Origin of the sequence: Paraburkholderia sp. RL17-373-BIF-A, assembly GCF_046030175.1 — a bacterium.
Taxonomy (GTDB): Bacteria; Pseudomonadota; Gammaproteobacteria; order Burkholderiales; family Burkholderiaceae; genus Paraburkholderia.
Genome location: NZ_JARESO010000032.1, coordinates 49,930 through 66,386, shown reverse-complemented (window position 1 = coordinate 66,386; position 16,457 = coordinate 49,930). Strand labels below are relative to the sequence as shown.

The window sequence follows — 16,457 nt, the reverse complement described above, 5'->3', positions numbered from 1 at the left end:
ACGACTTCACAACACGACCGCGCAGTGCGGTCCATTCGCGGTAGAAGATAGAGACTCGATGTCAGTCGAACGCATTCAACAACACTTCCGCGACAGCGCGGCAGTCAAACTCGAAGCCCTCGAAACCCTGTCGATGCCGATCGCCGCCGCGATCGACACGATGTTCGCCGCGCTGGCCAACGGCAATCGCATTCTCTCGTGTGGCAACGGCGGCTCGGCGGCCGACGCGCAACACTTCGCCGCCGAGCTAATCGGCCGCTTCGAACGTGAGCGGCCGGGCTTGCCCGCGATCGCGCTGACCACCGACACGTCGGTGTTGACCGCCATCGCCAACGACTATTCGTTCGAGCAGATTTTCTCGAAGCAGGTCTGGGCACTCGGCCAGCCGGGCGACGTACTGCTGGCGATCACCACGTCCGGCAATTCCGCCAACGTGCTCGCCGCGATCGAGGCCGCGCACGAGCGCGAAATGATCGTGGTCGCGCTGACCGGCAAGGGCGGCGGACGCATGCAGGAAGTATTGAGCGATACCGATATCCATGTGTGCGTGCCGTCGGATCGCACCGCGCGTATTCAGGAAGTGCATTTGCTGACCATCCATTGTCTGTGCGACGGCATCGATGCCATGTTGCTGGGCGAAGACTGAGACTGATTCCGAAGGAGAGCTAGTTGATGAGCGTATTCCGCGTCAAGAAGACACTGGTGAGAACCGTGCTGGTGGTTGGGTTCGCGGCGGGGCTGTCCGCAACGTTGCAGGGTTGCTTTCTCGCCGTTGCCGGCGCGGCGGGCGGCAGCGCGCTGGTGGCGACAGACCGGCGCACGCTCGGCGCGCAGACCGAGGATCGCGAGTTGCAGGTGAAGGCGCTCTCGCAGATCAGCCAGAACTTGCCCGACAACGCGCACGTCAACGTGGCCGTGTTCAACCGCCGCGTGCTGCTGACGGGAGAAGTGGCGGGGGACGTGTCGAAGCAACGCGCGGAGACCATCGTGCGTGGCTTGAACAACGTCAGCACGATCGTCAACGAACTGACGATCATGCCGGCCAGCTCGTTCTCGTCGCGCACGAATGACACATACCTCGAGACGCGTGTGAAGACCGCGCTGATCGCCGAGAAGAACATTTCGGCGAACAACTTCAAGGTGGTGGCCGAGCGTGGCTCGGTGTATCTGATGGGCCTCGTCACCATGGACGAAGGCAATCGCGGCGCCGACGTCGCGAGCCGTGTGCCGGGCGTGGTGCAGGTCGTGAAGGTGTTCCAGTATATCCAGCCGGCGGAAGCCGCGGCGGCAGCCGCCGCCGCGGGGACGGCGCCTGTGGCGGCTTCGCAACCGGACGCGAACGCGGCGACCGTCGGCGCGATTCCTGATTCGTCGGTGAGTTCGCGGCCGCTCGAACAGCAGGCGCCCGCGCCGGTCACTAATTCGAACGCCGTGCATCCAGGTAATCCGAAGGCGACGACGCCATGATGCGCGGTGTTGCCGTTGCAGTCAGTGCGCTGATGCTTGGCGCGCTGGCGGGAGTTGTCGCGCCGGCTGCGCGTGCCGCCGATGCGTCGAGTGGTCAACGGGTCGCCAACGCGAATGCCTGCATGGGATGTCACGCGGTGGATCGCAAACTCGTCGGGCCGTCGTTTCAGCAGATCGCCTCGAAGTACAAGGGCGATGCGCAAGCGCCGGCGAAATTGTCACGCAAGGTGAAGGACGGCGGCTCCGGCGTGTGGGGCATGATTCCGATGCCCGCGCATCAATCGATGAGCGATGCGGATATTCGTGCGGTGGTGGATTGGGTGCTTGCGGGTGCGCCTTCCAAATGATGGTTTTTCGTCGGGTTGCCAGGGGTTGGAGGCTTGGCAAAACGGAAAATGCTTGTGCTAGAATTGTTTGCACGTCGGGGGGGTAGCTCAGCTGGGAGAGCGTCGCGTTCGCAATGCGAAGGTCGGGAGTTCGATCCTCCTCCTCTCCACCAAGTTTTTCTTTATAAACAACGCACTACGTCTTGCGATGTAGTGCGTTGTTCTGCTTTCCGACGCACGTTTTTGCAATGTGGGTGTGGCGCATTTGTGGCAAATGCCTTGGGCGCACGCTATTCGAACTGAGCTCCCAACGCGTGACATTGCGCAGCATTGCAGTTAGACTATTTCTCGTCAGATGGATCCGGGTTCGCGGATTCTCTCGATTCTTTTCCCCCAAAGGCCGGGCATTCGCCAAGGTCAATACCGACAGGATGCCGTTGGCAACCTGCTCGACGCGCTCGCGGTTCGCATTTCTGCGACCACCGCATCCAGACATCGTGATTTCACAAGCAAATGGCCGGGCATCGGTGTCGCCAAGGTCAAATACCAGTAGACATCCGGCGCATCTACTTGATGACCCTAGCCGCTTTACCGGGTTGTCGCATGAAAAGTTCAACTATCCAAAACCTGCTTGTCCCTCATCATCGTACGGGTTCGGTCCTAGCGCTTACCTCGCCCCTTCGCAGTCTCGCACTTGACGCAGCGGCCACCGGCATCTTGAGCGGCCACGTGATCAAGCTCAAGGAGGCGAACTGGTGAAAAACCTCCTCACGGTCGATCAACTCGCTGAGTGTCTTCACAAATCGGTCGCTAGCGTACGTAGCGACGCGACTCGCAACCCTCGATCGCTCCCACCGATATGCCGCTTGCCTGGCACGAAGCGCTTACTGTGGCGTACTGAAGATGTCGAGCGATGGCTGGCAGAGCATGTTCACGGGCTGACAATCGTCGCTGCATCCACCATGAACGAGTGCAATCAAGCTCGACGCGGCCGACCAAGTAAAGCCGAATCGATTGCACGGCAGCGGCAGCTCGCTAGAACCGCGGAGACGGCTTGATGGGACGACAAAGAACTATCGACGACGCGGCATTCTGGCGGTCGCCGAAAATGGCTGGCAGAACGCATGAAGATCGGGCCATGCTTGCGTATCTTCTTACGTGCCCATTTAGCAACATCATCGGTGTCTATGAATTTGTGCCGAGAATCGCAGCCTCGGAAATGGGTTGGGATTCAGACTCACAGCTCATGCCTGTGCTCCGAAGGCTCACCGAATGTCGCTTCGTAAAACTGGACGAAGATCTGAGTTACCTATGGGTGCGAATTTGGTGGGAACACAATTCACCAACAATGGCCGTCGGAGGTACTTTGCGTCAGCGCACGCTTGATCAGATCGCAGCCGTCCCACCGCAATGGCGTGATGAATTTATTGATGACTTCATCGCAAGACTTCCAAGCGAAAGCAAGAAAGTCGGGAATTTGCAAGTTGTGGTTGAAGCAGCGCTTCGGCCACTGCGTGTCGCGGATAGGGTATCGATACCCTATACATACGCCATAGATACCCGGCGGGGTAACACTAACGATAACTCTATTATTAACACTACTACTACCCCACTGAGGTACCCAGAGATGTTGACGCACGAGCAGCGGCGCACTGCTGAAAAAGCCGTTTTGCCATTTGGTCTGGTCTGCGCGCAACAACTACTTGATGAACTTTCTCTGCGGTTGGACAACGGCGATGTTAAACATGGGCCGTTGCCGTACCTTGCCGGACTAATCCGAGCGGCTGAGAGTGGCGAGTTCACTGCTACCGCATCTCCGCCGTCTACTTTTCGACCGGCTTCAACCAGCTCCTCGCTTCCGTCGTCGAAAGCCCGAGCGATGGCCGAACTCGCGCGAATCAATGGTGTGCTTACTGCCGAGCGTTTAAAAAAGGAGAAGGTCAATGGAAGAAACTAGCCTCTCGCAAAGAATCGCTGCCCGAGTCTTGGCAGAGCCGGCTAACTCGCCTGGGCTAGCAAACCGCGCCACGTTTCTTGGAATTCGAAGTGAGGTTCAACGGGCAATCGAAGAGGGCTGGTCACTGCTTGCGATTCATAGTGCCCTTCACGAGGAGGGCGTCATCACTTTCGGCTATCAGGCGTTTCGTCGCTATGTGAATACATTGATTCCGGATAAGAAGTGGCCCGTTTCAAGATTAGCTCAGGATAAATCCGGTCAATAGCTGATCATACTTGAAGTGATCAAGACGAAAGCGATCGAAAACCGGATAGTTCGAGTTTGATGCAGATTGTTCGGCTTTCTAAGCCAACTTCTTGATGGCTCTCTTTGAAACGTAGCGGGGGAAAGCCGGGCAAGACAGGTGATGTAGGCCTACGCGCAAGCGCGCAGTCCTTCATCACTTTCCCCTTACTCGCACTTCGCGCTCCACGGCGGATCTTGCTCTGCGAGGCCCGTCTGCTACCGCCGACAACGAACCAAAATGAACTGCAAGATGGACGAAAAAATACCGCGTAGACAGCACCAGCCGATTCGAGTCTGGTGTCTGCCGGAAGAAAAGGCACAGATTGAAGCGAACGCTCGCGATGCGGGGTTGAGCACATCGAGATATCTGCGGAACGTCGGTATGGGCTACAAGATCAAGGGCGTGATTGACGCTACTCTCGTTCGAGACCTTGCGAAAATCAACGGGGATCAGGGGCGCCTGGGGGGCTTGCTAAAGCTGTGGTTGACTAACAGCGAGAAGCTCGGAAATGAGGACCCTGATCACATGCGCCGTGTCATTCGCGGCGTCCTCGACCGGATCAATACAACGCAGAGCGCGATGCTCGAGCTTGCGCGCAAAGCTTGAAGAAGAATTTAGCCGCTAAAGTTTTTTTTGAAAACGGGGGGTGCGTCGGTCACAAAGGAGAAAGCAAAGCAGACGAGGCTTCTTGTAGAGCATGTCGCGAGTTCGAGGGAAACCGTTGCATTCAAGACAAACGCAGGATGGGCGCGAGCAAGAACCGCTGAATTTCCGTGCTATCAGGGTGAAAACGGCGTTTCTGCGATCAATTCGATCATCTCGCATCGTTAGACACAGGTGTCTTTGCTTTTTCGTGGGGGCGAGATTAAATTTTTCTCGGGAACAAGCCGGGCAAGATAGGTGATGCAGGCCTACGCGCATGCGCGCAGTCCTGCATCACTTCCCTTCGTTCGCGCTTCGCGCTCAGCTACGGGTCTTGCTCTGCGAGGCCAGTCGGCTACCGCCGATAACAATCAAAAATGGACGTCCACGATGGAGGGCGTACTGCGTCGAAACCACCAACCGATTTGCCGCTGGTTCCTGCTGGAGGAGAAGTCGGGGATTGCGGCGACCGCTCGCGATGCTGGCTAGAGCGTGTCTCGGCTTCTGCGTAACGTCGGTATGGGCTACAAGATCGATGCCATGCCGGAACTCGGAAGGAAGTGAAGATCAGGAATTTAGCCGCTAAACGCTAGCGAGCGACGGTGAAATTTAGCCGCTAAATTTTTTCAAGCGCGCAAGGTGTTCAGCACCAACGAGGAAGCAATGGAGAAGCAGCTTTTTGAGGAGCTGGTAGCAAGTTTGCGGCAAGCGGTCGGCGTCGCCCGCGCAAGCAATCGCAACCGGCGAACTCGTCGACGATTAGCCGAGCGTATCCGTGAAGAACGACAGGCGCTGCAGATGATCGGTCCTCGGGCCTTCTTAAAGAAACGGCCGCGGTCGAAGCACGTTAGTGTTCGTGTCCCGCCAAAGCGGGTTGTCATTCGAAGAAAGGTCTTGAAGAGGTAGCGCTTTGTGACGGACGCGCGAACCGGGTGCGGAACGCCCGCAGGCGACCGTCTACGCCAAGGTCCAGTGTCGCGCAGCCGCGGCCGGCATCGTGACGAAGCTCGTCAACCACACGTTCCGCACGACCGACATCACCGCGTACCCGGCGAAGGTCAACCACGCGTCGACGCGCACCACTCAACTTTCGACCGGCATCACGAGGGCATCAGCCTTGACGAGGTGGAGCGGATTTCATGCGTAGCAGTGATGGTGTCCTGTGAAACGATAAATTGGTTCATGATGGCTTTTGCGAGATACGCCAATCGCGTCTGGAGCTGAGGTCCTGGGTATCATTTGGTGGACGGCAGACTTCGGATGCGAGAAAGCGTTGTTCGCAACTCTTAAATCAGGACGCGATTTCCCATCGCGAGCCGCGCGCAAAAGACCCATGATGAATCCCGAACTGGCCGCCGAGTTGGCTGACGAGGCACAGTTGAAGACCGCTATACGCGAGTTGCGCAGGCTCCGAAAAGAAAGCGAGCCCCTTAATCGTGCATGGTCCGATACGCGGGTCGCCAGACAGAGGTACGAGCGGGAATACGCGTTCGCGGTCAAGCAACTACTGGAACGGGAGGGCCAAATCATGGATGAGCTATGGCCCTATCTCGCTAAGATCGGGGAGCTAGAGAAGCAGGTGAGGCAGCTGGACCGCAAGATACGGAAAGCGCGTTCCAGCTTGAAGGCTCATCCGGCCAAACGGCGGCGAACATGATGGTCCTCGCTTTCCTGTCGCATGTCCCAGACAAGCCGATCGGGGGCAACCCTTGGCGGAGTGCAAAAGAAGATCATCGACCAACTGCGATTTGCTTGTCACCTCAATTCGCTCCCGCCGGACGATCCGACGGGTAGCAAACTACGTGAGGCAACAGGTCAGCACGAGTTGCAATTCTGATGAGTCAATACGGCCGGCCATTAGACGCGAACCCAGCCGTCCGGCGTCGCGCGTCCGTCGTCCAGAAAGACCTTCATAATTCAGTCGGTCAGGCGCAAACGACGCCTTGCAGCCGGCGCGCAACTTTTTACTGCGCACTGATCCGGTCGAGGATCTTCTGCCCGTCAGGCGCGCCCGACATCGTTCTCAGAAAAACGACGTTGCGGCCCAGAATCTTCCGGATCTCCGCAGCCGGCAGGGGTGACTCGAGCCGCACAAAGTCTGAGAGCTTCTGGTAATGGCACTCATCGACGTCGCCCTGATGATCGGTCTTGAGCGTCTTTCCCGTTCCCTTGCCGAACGCCACGATGCCCTTGCCATTCTCGTAAAGGAACACGACGTCGTTCTTCTGGATGCGGTCGATATTGAACTTCCACGGGTCATAGAATGCTGCGGCGACGCCTTCGCTGAGCATGCGCTCATGATCCTCGATGTGATGACGCTTGTTGGTATTGAGGATGTGGAAGTGGCTCACAGCCTCTGCGTCCGGCTCAACCGTGTCGAGCTTCATCAGTCTTGTCGCCTCACTGATGCCAGCCTTGATCAGCTGTTGCATCAGGTCCTGCCGGGTGACAGCAAGCTGCTCGGCCAGTTCTTCAATAAACGAATGTTCCTCGGGGGCCAGACGCACCGTGCTGGCGATCATTTCTTTTTTGGCGGTCTGTGCCCGCTGGATCATGCCTGCGAGTTCGCTCATGGGTTTTCCTCCTGTCGTTGATGTGAACGCATTTTGCATTAGAATCAGATTGGATGCAAACGAAATTCACAAACGATTCCGCAAAGAAGTTATTTGGCATCTCCACTTGGTTCGCGGGTTGGCAGATCCATGTGCTGTTTTATATATAGGATAATGTCCTTTATCACACATAAAAGGAGACCTCATGGCCGCTCGCCGTACCGCTACCGAACAACTCACTGCCCCCAAGCTGCAGCTATCACCCGCTGCGATTCAACGCGGCATCGAGCGTCTTGGCCAGCGTATCGATGAACTGCGCACATTTGATGTTGCTACCGTACCAAGGGGTGATTCACCGGAACTGACGGCGCTCTCCGCAGCCATCAAGGACACCATTGAGCGGTGTTTCGGCGAGAACAGCTCGGCTTTCAGGCGATTTGAAGATGCAGCATCGTTGTCGTGGTATCCGATGGTTATGTCTCTGGATTACGACACCCCGGCGCATGAGTATCGGGCTGGGGTCACGAGAAGAATTGAGCGCTCTATAGCCCTTCTGCAGGAAGCGCAACGCGCGCTGAATGAGGATCTTGCGGATGCGCAGCACGAAGTCACGGCCTTGCCAGTCCCCACTATTCCGAAAGCGACGTCTCTGTCCCAACGCGTGTTCATCGTCCATGGCCACGACGGAGAAGCGCGCGAGCTGGTCGCCGGCTTCCTTCGGAAATTAGGTTTTGATCCGGTTATCCTGCACGAGCAGGCAAACCGGGGTGGAACCGTCATCGAGAAGATCGAGGTGAACCGCGATGTTGGGTTTGCTGTGGTATTGCTCACACCCGACGATGAGGGCCGCAGTGTCAAAGAGGCAGAGCTCAAACCGCGGGCGCGACAGAACGTGCTGCTCGAATTGGGCTACTTCATATGCCATTTGGGACGTGACAAGGTGTGTGCGCTCAAGCGCGGCAACGTTGATATCCCAAGCGATTTTGCTGGGGTAGTCTGGGAAAACATGGATGATGGGGGCGGGTGGAGGCTGGCTTTGGCTCGCGAACTCAAGGCTGCAGGCCACGAAGTCGATTTGAATCTAGCTTTCTAGCCCTGAGAGCACATACGAGAAGAGCTCTGTGATGAACGATCACTCTGCCCCGTCATTGCTGCTACCCGCTCGGATCGAGCAACGCATCCGAGAGCTTGACGGACACCTTAATGAGCTGCGGGAAATCGACGTCGGAACATATTCGGACAACGACAAGCAAATCCTAGTCGCTCTGCAGGCGAGGATTCGTGACACACTCGAACGATCTTTTGGTTACAACACCCCGCGCTACAACCGCTTTGATGGCGCGGGACGTCTCTATGAACCAATGCGGCCCGTGGGTATTTTCCGCCGCCGGAGCGCACTAGAAGCCCTGCTGCGAGAGGAAGTCAGAGAAAACATTGTGCGAGCCCTTGGACTTCTTCAATCAGCACAGGCTTCGTTGCGAGCCGATTTGGCTGATGCCATGCATCAGCGTCCGTTACCTAGCAGCGGGAAACCTCTCTCACGTCGCGTATTTGTTGCCCATGGTCGTGACGGCGATGCGCGTGAGAGGGTTGCGAGTTTTTTGAGAAAACTCAGCTTCGAGCCCATTATCTTGCATGAACAGGCCGATCTCGGCCGAACCGTCATCGAAAAAGTGGAGGCTTATGGAGACGTGGATTTTGCCGTCGTATTGCTAACTCCTGATGATCAAGGCTGCACTAAAGGCGAAAAGCTTGAGCCACGGGCGCGGCAGAACGTGCTGCTCGAGCTCGGATATTTTCTTGGTCATCTTGGCAGGCATAGAGTGTGCGCGTTAAAGCGTGGCGAGCTCCAGATCCCGAGTGATTTCGCCGGCGTGGTCTGGAAAAACATGGATGATGGAAATGGTTGGCATCTGGAGTTAGCCCGTGAACTTAAAGCGGCTGGTCACGAAGTCGATGTGAACAAGGCTCTCTAGCGACTAATCATGCCCCACCTCGTCAAACTCGATGGCATTACGACGCCCCCCCTTGTGATCGCGGCTGGCGAACGAGCCGGCATCCGCTTTCTCGAATTCTTCGCGTCGGCCATCCGGAATCCACATACACGTCGTGCTTACTTGCGTGCGGCTGATGACTTCCTGCATTGGTGTGTCGGTGCTGGTGTGTCCTCCATCACTGCAGTCCAGCCCCTGCACGTTGCAGCCTGGATCGAGCTGCAGATGCGTACCTTGTCGGCACCGACGTGCAAACAACGCCTCGCCGCCATCCGGCACCTCTTCGATTGGCTTGTCACCGGGCAGATCGTGCCATACAACCCGGCTGCGTCGGTGCGAGGGCCCGCGTATAGCGCTCGCAAGGGCCGCACACCAGCGCTCGATGCAACCGAAGCACGGCACCTGCTTGACAGCATTGATGTCGCAATACCCATTGGTCTTCGGGACCGCGCATTGATTGCGCTGATGGTATTTTCGTTCGCACGAATCGGCGCGGCGGTTGCGATGCGAGTCGACGACGTCTACGTGCAGAACAGGCGATTATGGGTGCGACTGCGCGAAAAGGGCGGCAAGCTTCACGCGATGCCGTGCCACCACACTCTTGAGGCGTATTTGCACGCGTACGTCGACGGCACTGGAATCGAAGGCGATCCGAAAGGTCCACTTTTTCGTACGATCCGGCGCGGTACCGGGCAGCTAAGCGAAACGCCGCTACCGCAGGCGAACGCTTACGCGATGGTACGTCGGCGCGCACTCGCGGCCGGCATTTTTACAGCGGTCGGCAACCATACTTTCCGTGCGACCGGGATCACGGCCTATCTGAAGAACGGTGGCACGCTCGAGAATGCCGCATCGATGGCCAACCATGCCTCGATCCGCACCACGCAACTATATGACCGGCGTCGCGATGACATAAACCTAGACGAGGTTGAGCGCATTCGCGTCTAAGAGTATTCGCCGCTTTCGGGTAACAGACATACTGCAACGACATAAGGACGGTACGGTAACGGCGACAGTCTGGGAGAATCGTGATGGCCCTTGGGCATTACTCACGGCGATTGCGCCAGAGGTAACCGCAGAAGGTCAGAACCCGGATGAACGGTATCCCCTTAGACGACGCACTCGCCTACAGCAAACGGACAAAAAACGTGAGATTCACGCTTCGCACCACTTCAGTAAATAGCCAGCATAGCAGCCGTTCGGGACCTGGTTGCCGCGCGTTTGAAGTTGCAGGCCCAACTACTGAATTGGTGCGCACGCTGCGTGTTGCAACTCAGCTGGAAGCCTATTCGTCCTTAAGTAAGAGGCCATAGTTGTAGACATCTGGACGCAGCTTTTCACCTAGTGCGGCGTATGCCTGCTGAAACCCGACGAGGTTGACCGGTGGGTAGTCGCCACTTTCATTGCGAAGCTTTAGGACATTGCGTACTTGATACCAACCGACATCTGGACGGTCGAGGCGCCATTCGGCTCGCACCTTATGATTGTCGGTGTGTTCGAAGTACTTTGACCACAGCTTGCGTCCTTCTTCCAGCGTGGCCAGTGCCTCTATCGACAACGTCTTGGTGGCAAGGTGTTGCACCATAAAATCGCTGTCAAAACGGTCGGGGCTTCCGACATCATCCTCAGTAAAAGGGATGAAGTGGTTCACCAAATCCCACTTTCGGCCGTTCCACTGTAGATCTGCGGCGCTAGCCGTGTAGTTGCGGATGTTGAACAGAGTCCAAATTAGACAGTCCGTAACGAACTCTTCCGGCAGCGGTCCGGTCGGCGCTAAGAACTGGTCCCGGTCATTAATCCAAGTATGCTTGGTGGCTCGCCGGGCAGCAAATACGACGGCTACTTGGTCGATGTTCTGCCGGGTAATGTAGAACCCTCCGGCACTGCAGTACGGTGATGACAGTAAGGCAGTCGAATCAGATGCGTTCTGCATGTCGGAGCCCTTGCAGATCATGCCGCCGATCGCGTCATCCGCCCATTTTGTGCCTCGGACATCCTTCGTGCTTTTAGTCGGCCAGAAAGCGTGTGCCAGAGGTAACGCATCCTCATTGTTAGGCTTGGGGCGTTGAATCCACTCACCAAGCAGGTGTGCCGAGGCCAGTGCGTGGAAGGTTTTCGTGCCGATAGGCTGCGCGTTGCGGTCAAGCACGTTGGTCGAAATCTGCTCGAGCTTGATGCCTTTTTTGGCCTTTTGCTCCAGCTTCCAGACCAGAAATCCTATGGGAAAATCCCCTTTCAAACCTTCGAATGCACGGCTATGCACGATGAAGCCGCCCATATACCGCGCTGGCCAGAGTTGGCGAAATTTCTGAAAGTTTGGAGCGTTGACATGTTTCAGTTTTGAGAAACAAGCGACTGTTGCGTTAGGGATCTCCCGGGCAATGCGGACAAGGAACTGGATGTAGAGCTCGCGAGCCGCATAGCCGTAGTCGCCCATGCTTCGGCCCATCATCGTGCTGGCCACGGCCGCCTTGGAGTCGCCTCCGCCCTCGCCAAGCGTGTTATCGGCATTAGTGGACTCAGCGTACGGCGGATTGATGAGCGCAAGAATTTTCTTGCCGTTCGCGATGGCGTCGCGCAATGCCTTTGGCAGCTTGTTGGTGCGGGTGTAGTCGATTGAGCCGTCTTCGGCCAAGTCGTCAGTTAGATAGTCGTACTGAAACCGGGTTGCCGCAGCGCAGGTTTTCGTCGATTGCATCATTTTCAGGTCCGCGTCATCAAGCGTACTCATGAAAATGTTGCGTGGATTTGCGTGCTTCACTTCAAGATTACCGACGCCGCAACACATGTCCCAGACGATGTAATCCTTCTGCCAATTCGGCCCGAGCAGTTCGTTGAGCTGATCGTAGGCGCGGTCTACCACTGCCAAAGGCGTGTAGTAGGCGCCCTTGTACATACGCTCGTCCAAAGGGATGAGGCTATCACGCCGCTCTAGCAGGTAGTCACGGTATTCCGCTTTAGGTGGGCGGTGATATATGGCCCAGAATTGACGGTAGCCCTCCCGGTTGCCAAGCTCGTAGAGCTGGCCGTGGAGGATAAACGCGGGCGCATTATTAACCTGAGCGAGCCGCGCTGGCAGGTTCTGGTAGCTTTCCACTTGCCCATCGTGCATGACGTCTGCGTAAAACAGCAGCGTGTAGTCGTCCTCTTTGGCCCCCTTTATCTCGCGTCCGATCATCGACACCCATTTGTCGTAAACCTGCTTGAGGTTAGCGGGGGTGATCTGCGTTCGAATAATATCGCCAGATTTAATGGCAGTTTTAAGAGTTTGGATAAACTCCGATTCGTTGGTCGCCAGACGGAATGAGACAAAGTGCGTTCCGATGTGGGCTGAAATACCCTCAAGCGCCTCCTGAGTGTACTTGGACGCGCTTTTTCCCCATTTAATCGTTTTCTTTGCCAAAAATGGAATAACGTCAGCGGACCGCATGATGGCGGCTTTCTCTGTGTCAATGACCGCGAGAAATGGCGGAATATATTCGCCGGCATCAAGAGCAACTTGGACGTAATGGAGTAGCTGGGTGAACTGAGCATATGTGCTGTGCTTTCCCGTATCCTTGGCTTCAAACCAAACCTCCTTCGTCTGTATATCGATAAGTCCCTTGGTGAAGCTTTTTAGACCCAACGCCTTGATATAAACGTCTTTGACGTCTTCTTCGCTATTCACACTCTTTAGGGATTCATACAGACTGGTCACAAGTACTTTCTCCATTTCTTTATGGATGTTACGGGCTGTTTTTGTCGGCAGAACCCGATTCTCTCTGTTTTTGCGCTGCGAAGTCTTGCCGCCTTAGTTATAAGCGACAGAATCAGCTTTCAACAAGCGGCGGCTCTGCGATTTCAGCGAGTGAGGAGCTTGCCCTGTGCCTTCGCTGTCGCAATGACGTTCTGATTCGCGGTAAAAAGACGAATGTCGGGTACGGTCGCGAAGTCCCCATCATCTGTAATTACTTGGACAATGCCGTGAGCTTTCATGGATTCAAGAATGAAAAGGTCATATCCATCAACAGCATTCTTTGAAAAACGGTCGAGGATTGAATTTGAAAGTGTTTCGTCAATTGTAATTTCAAGCGGGTCGGCGAGAGCGGTAACCTGAATGCACGCGGCCTCTACCTCTGAGCATACATTGGCGCGCTCAATGGGAAAATTATGCCGAAATTCCTTTGGGGTGACGCTTGGGTTAGAAACCGCAAAAATATCGCGCTCGGCCTTCTCGATTAGATGCGAGAGTTCTGCAAGACTCAGACCCGATTGATAGATCGTAGACCGAGCATTTAGCGCATTGTTTGTGTATGCGGGATAGCTGTTAATTTGATATGCCCGTGCTCCTGATGTGCTTGCCTTCGTGTACGTCATCCAATACCAGACATTTGTGTCAACAAAGAAAACATCTTCTGCCGTCGGAACGTCGTTCGAAATATCGACCACTTCGGCTGCGCTAATCAAATTAGCGGGCATCCGCGTCTCCCTTCGCTTGTCGTTCTAGTATATCGTCGACTATTTTTTTGTAGTCTTCATTCCCTTGATACTTTGATGCATTTGCAATAACCCTCTCGACGACCAACCGCCCTACGTCGTTCAGATTTTCGAGGTGCAAAAGATTGCGCAAAGTCTCTTCTGAGACGTCACTTAGCAGTTGGCCAACGGAAAAATTGAAAAATGGCGATGCAAACTGTCGCACATTTTCGAAATCAAGGAATACGTTTTCGCCGTCCTTCAAGGCGCCGATGATTAAATCGTGAATCCTTTGGCCATCCTCGGCTACGATGCAGCGGGAGCCGACTTCCGCTTGAATATTTAGTTTCATCGCACACTCCAGCATTATGAGTTCGTTTCGCTTTTGAATCGATAGAAACGCTCATCGCATTTCAGTTTGATCTGAACCATTGTTCCACTGAAACCTATAGGCAGATCGGCAAAATATGCGCCCGATCTATTAATCAGCGCGTGACCATTCTCGCTGTATACTTCGAGAGATCCGTCGTTCAGGCACACGAATTCCCGCAGTAGGTCCAAGCCAAGGCCACGCGCAACCGCTCGCGCAGCGGTGCTGTTCCCTCGTTGAAATGCCCAATTCAAGCACGCACCAGGCCGAAGGCTTTTAGAACGGGGGTCCTCGCGCAAAAATTGGCGGACCTTGGTTGGGATACCTGCGCCAAAGTCCGCGACGGAAAGGATCAATTCATTGCCGTTTTTAAAATGCTGCCCACACGAGAAAACTCCCACGGGAGACTGGCCATGCTCAAACGAATTTGCATACACTTCCCAGACCGTACCAACGATCGCATCTCGCAACATCTCGCTTATGTTTAGCCAGCCACGACCTAACCATTGATCGGTAAGATAGTCAAGAATAGGGTCGGAAGCTGACGTTCTGTCTTCGCGATAGGGAATTGAGTGCCCGCCCCAGCCCGGCACCAGATGACCGAACGCTTTCGCGAAACCGCTTTGGCATAAGTTGACTAGAACGGGAGGAGCGACGCTATCCCACTGAAAGTTAGCCGGCCTTCCCGACTGCTGCGACACTCGCGCAATTCCTCCTAGAAACGCGACAGCGTTGGGACGAAGGAAGGTACAGTTCGAGAAATCGAAAATCGCGCCCGTGCGGCTATATTGGACCTGTTGCCATAAACGGAACAAATTCTGAAAGTCCGACGGACTGTCGTTGATTGTCGGAACGTAAATCCTTACTTGATCCGACGCCGCCTCGTTTAACGTCGGAACATAGATCGTTTGCAAAGCGTCCTCCGTTCGCCAAGTGTCAGTAACCGGTCGCCGGTGACCACTGCGAGTCGCATTGTAACAGTGAGCACCGATGTAAGGCGTCGTTAGAACATGGTCTGCCTGGATCCAAATGGACTCCGGCGCTCATTGGAAATGTCTAGGTTGGCGGCATATCAAGTTGGACGTTTAGCCTAACCAGTGTTCCTTTATGGCTACTGGTTTCGGCCGAAGTGCCCGACTGGACCGTCGGCCACTACTCGACGTAGGCCGAACGATCGTCGACACAGAACTATGCTAGACGCTTCGCCAAATCCTCAGCTCGCGGGTGGTAATACCGCATGAGCATGCGGGGGTCTCTATGTCCAGTGATCTTCGTCAGTTCGTGCATCGGAAAAATCGATGCCAGGCGCGAGGTTGCCTCGTGCCGTAGGTCGTGAAAGCGAAGATCAATGAGAAATTTTCCATCGGGCCGTTGCGATGCGGCTTCGCACTCGTTGATGTAGACCTTGCGAGCTCGCGCTACGGCGCGCTCAAAGGCACGCGTTACGGCGTCACCGCGGATCTCAAATACACGCCCAACTTCGGTTACTACGACTTCCTCGGATCCGTCCTCGACGTGACGGATGCCTTCTTTCAGCGATTGAAGCACCGCCACGGCGCGCGACGACAGTGGTATGTCGCGGGCACTGCCGTTTTTTGTGGCAGGGAGATGTGCTACCCGGCGCTTGAGATCAACATGCTCCCATCGCATGAGTACGATCTCGCCTCGACGCATCGCTGTCTCGACTGCTAGCCAGATAATGGCCGGCAGCAACTCAGAAGCGCTAGCTGCGACAACCCGTTCAAGCTCGCCATCCTGCATGGCACGATCGGTCGTCTGTGCGCCGTCTGCTGCCGACGCGTCGTAGCAGGAATCGCTCGCTGCAATGCGCCGCGTTCTCGCATTGTTTGGTTGCGGTTTGCGCACCAGTTCCACGGGATTTGATAGGCTTTCCATGCCCCATTCTTTACGGGCTATGCTGAATACATGGGACAAAACAGCCAAGCGACGAAGAACGGTCGCTGGCTTGTAAATTTTGAGCCATTTATCTCGCAATCGCGCAATGTCTGCGCTGCGGATCGCCGCCAGCGAACGTTTGGCAAGGTCCTCCGATTTGCAGGAGCGTAGGACGGACGCTTCTTGGGCAGCTCCTTTCTTGGCAGGCACTACGTCAGCTTCGTACCGAACCAAAGCTTCGTAAAGCGTTGTCGCCTCGGCCTCGCCACGACTCACCCACACGCCCCGCGACATTTCGGATTCAATCATATTGGCCCACGCTTCGGCCTGGGCCTTGGTCTCAAAAGTTTTGCTTTGCGCCGGATAGCCGCGTCGGCGTATCTGCGCTTCCCATTGATAGGGACCCCGCTTCCGAAAAGTTGCCATATTGAGCTCGTTGTAGAGGTAGTGTGGCAATATTGTGGCAAATAAGCTTCGGCCAAGCTAGATGCGCTGAATTCATTGGGGTGGTT

At 55.6% G+C, this 16,457-nt stretch carries 16 protein-coding genes and 1 tRNA gene; 11 read left to right on the top strand and 6 right to left on the bottom strand.

From position 1 onward, the window contains the following. The first annotated feature begins 58 nt into the window (after positions 1–58). The 8 genes from P0D80_RS31475 (at position 59) to P0D80_RS31440 (ending at position 6,335) form a co-directional block, all read left to right on the top strand. Positions 59–646: a phosphoheptose isomerase gene (locus P0D80_RS31475; protein ID WP_408180411.1), complete on the top strand. Its 588-nt coding sequence runs from the start codon at positions 59–61 to the stop codon at positions 644–646. Between the two features lie 26 nt (positions 647–672). Then, on the top strand, positions 673–1,467 hold the full coding sequence (locus tag P0D80_RS31470) for a BON domain-containing protein (RefSeq protein WP_408289754.1): 795 nt from the start codon (positions 673–675) through the stop codon (positions 1,465–1,467). Next, complete coding sequence (locus tag P0D80_RS31465; RefSeq protein ID WP_408289752.1) at positions 1,464–1,814, top strand: c-type cytochrome; 351 nt, start codon at positions 1,464–1,466, stop codon at positions 1,812–1,814. Before P0D80_RS31470 ends, P0D80_RS31465 begins: the two co-directional genes overlap by 4 nt. Before the next feature lie 76 nt (positions 1,815–1,890). Continuing rightward, positions 1,891–1,966: transfer RNA gene (locus tag P0D80_RS31460), tRNA-Ala, on the top strand. An 884-nt stretch (positions 1,967–2,850) separates the two neighbouring features. Then, positions 2,851–3,750, top strand: coding sequence for a hypothetical protein (locus P0D80_RS31455; protein WP_408289750.1), 900 nt, complete (start codon positions 2,851–2,853; stop codon positions 3,748–3,750). After that, positions 3,737–4,015 (top strand): TraK family protein, encoded by a 279-nt coding sequence (locus tag P0D80_RS31450; RefSeq protein ID WP_171800173.1) that lies wholly within the window; start codon positions 3,737–3,739, stop codon positions 4,013–4,015. Before P0D80_RS31455 ends, P0D80_RS31450 begins: the two co-directional genes overlap by 14 nt. 258 nt (positions 4,016–4,273) lie before the next feature. After that, positions 4,274–4,642: a conjugal transfer transcriptional regulator TraJ gene (traJ, locus tag P0D80_RS31445; RefSeq protein WP_408289747.1), complete on the top strand. Its 369-nt coding sequence runs from the start codon at positions 4,274–4,276 to the stop codon at positions 4,640–4,642. A gap of 1,369 nt (positions 4,643–6,011) precedes the next feature. Further along, the gene (locus P0D80_RS31440; RefSeq protein ID WP_408289745.1) at positions 6,012–6,335 is read left to right on the top strand and encodes a hypothetical protein; all 324 of its coding nucleotides are present in this window, start codon (positions 6,012–6,014) and stop codon (positions 6,333–6,335) included. Positions 6,336–6,642: 307 nt separating this feature from the next. On the opposite strand, the gene P0D80_RS31435 is transcribed toward P0D80_RS31440, so the two are convergent. Further along, positions 6,643–7,251: a hypothetical protein gene (locus P0D80_RS31435; RefSeq protein WP_408289743.1), complete on the bottom strand. Its 609-nt coding sequence runs from the start codon at positions 7,249–7,251 to the stop codon at positions 6,643–6,645. Between the two features lie 184 nt (positions 7,252–7,435). Here P0D80_RS31435 and P0D80_RS31430 point away from each other — a divergent pair, with 184 nt between their 5' ends. Genes P0D80_RS31430 through P0D80_RS31420 form a run of 3 tightly spaced genes read left to right on the top strand, consistent with a single transcriptional unit; the run spans position 7,436 to position 10,172 of the window. After that, a complete protein-coding gene (locus P0D80_RS31430; protein ID WP_408289741.1) occupies positions 7,436–8,323 on the top strand; it encodes a TIR domain-containing protein in 888 nt (295 codons plus the stop codon). A 31-nt stretch (positions 8,324–8,354) separates the two neighbouring features. Then, positions 8,355–9,206 (top strand): TIR domain-containing protein, encoded by an 852-nt coding sequence (locus P0D80_RS31425; RefSeq protein ID WP_408289739.1) that lies wholly within the window; start codon positions 8,355–8,357, stop codon positions 9,204–9,206. Between the two features lie 9 nt (positions 9,207–9,215). Beyond that, entirely contained in the window at positions 9,216–10,172 is a 957-nt protein-coding gene (locus P0D80_RS31420) for a tyrosine-type recombinase/integrase (RefSeq protein WP_408289737.1), read from the top strand. Positions 10,173–10,509: 337 nt separating this feature from the next. Here the strand turns inward: P0D80_RS31420 and P0D80_RS31415 are convergent, their stop codons facing one another. From P0D80_RS31415 to P0D80_RS31395, 5 genes are all read right to left on the bottom strand, one after another. Further along, entirely contained in the window at positions 10,510–12,921 is a 2,412-nt protein-coding gene (locus P0D80_RS31415; RefSeq protein WP_408289735.1) for a hypothetical protein, read from the bottom strand. Positions 12,922–13,064: 143 nt separating this feature from the next. After that, positions 13,065–13,682, bottom strand: coding sequence for a PIN domain-containing protein (locus P0D80_RS31410; RefSeq protein WP_408289733.1), 618 nt, complete (start codon positions 13,680–13,682; stop codon positions 13,065–13,067). Then, positions 13,672–14,031, bottom strand: a complete 360-nt coding sequence (locus P0D80_RS31405; protein WP_408289731.1) for an STAS-like domain-containing protein — start codon at positions 14,029–14,031, stop codon at positions 13,672–13,674. Before P0D80_RS31405 ends, P0D80_RS31410 begins: the two co-directional genes overlap by 11 nt. Positions 14,032–14,045: 14 nt before the next feature. Then, positions 14,046–14,963, bottom strand: a complete 918-nt coding sequence (locus P0D80_RS31400; protein WP_408289729.1) for an ATP-binding protein — start codon at positions 14,961–14,963, stop codon at positions 14,046–14,048. Between the two features lie 274 nt (positions 14,964–15,237). Further along, positions 15,238–16,371, bottom strand: a complete 1,134-nt coding sequence (locus tag P0D80_RS31395; protein ID WP_408289727.1) for an integrase — start codon at positions 16,369–16,371, stop codon at positions 15,238–15,240. Positions 16,372–16,457: the final 86 nt, after the last annotated feature.

What these genes read in the sequence shown, in the direction of transcription:
- P0D80_RS31410 (WP_408289733.1), bottom strand. Translation starts at nt 13,682, where the DNA reads ATGCCCGCTAATTTGATTAGCGCAGCCGAAGTGGTCGATATTTCGAAC.
- P0D80_RS31470 (WP_408289754.1), top strand. Translation starts at nt 673, where the DNA reads ATGAGCGTATTCCGCGTCAAGAAGACACTGGTGAGAACCGTGCTGGTG.
- P0D80_RS31475 (WP_408180411.1), top strand. Translation starts at nt 59, where the DNA reads ATGTCAGTCGAACGCATTCAACAACACTTCCGCGACAGCGCGGCAGTC.
- P0D80_RS31405 (WP_408289731.1), bottom strand. Translation starts at nt 14,031, where the DNA reads ATGAAACTAAATATTCAAGCGGAAGTCGGCTCCCGCTGCATCGTAGCC.
- P0D80_RS31465 (WP_408289752.1), top strand. Translation starts at nt 1,464, where the DNA reads ATGATGCGCGGTGTTGCCGTTGCAGTCAGTGCGCTGATGCTTGGCGCG.
- P0D80_RS31435 (WP_408289743.1), bottom strand. Translation starts at nt 7,251, where the DNA reads ATGAGCGAACTCGCAGGCATGATCCAGCGGGCACAGACCGCCAAAAAA.
- P0D80_RS31395 (WP_408289727.1), bottom strand. Translation starts at nt 16,371, where the DNA reads ATGGCAACTTTTCGGAAGCGGGGTCCCTATCAATGGGAAGCGCAGATA.
- P0D80_RS31440 (WP_408289745.1), top strand. Translation starts at nt 6,012, where the DNA reads ATGATGAATCCCGAACTGGCCGCCGAGTTGGCTGACGAGGCACAGTTG.
- P0D80_RS31420 (WP_408289737.1), top strand. Translation starts at nt 9,216, where the DNA reads ATGCCCCACCTCGTCAAACTCGATGGCATTACGACGCCCCCCCTTGTG.
- P0D80_RS31455 (WP_408289750.1), top strand. Translation starts at nt 2,851, where the DNA reads ATGGGACGACAAAGAACTATCGACGACGCGGCATTCTGGCGGTCGCCG.
- P0D80_RS31450 (WP_171800173.1), top strand. Translation starts at nt 3,737, where the DNA reads ATGGAAGAAACTAGCCTCTCGCAAAGAATCGCTGCCCGAGTCTTGGCA.
- traJ (WP_408289747.1), top strand. Translation starts at nt 4,274, where the DNA reads ATGAACTGCAAGATGGACGAAAAAATACCGCGTAGACAGCACCAGCCG.
- P0D80_RS31425 (WP_408289739.1), top strand. Translation starts at nt 8,355, where the DNA reads ATGAACGATCACTCTGCCCCGTCATTGCTGCTACCCGCTCGGATCGAG.
- P0D80_RS31430 (WP_408289741.1), top strand. Translation starts at nt 7,436, where the DNA reads ATGGCCGCTCGCCGTACCGCTACCGAACAACTCACTGCCCCCAAGCTG.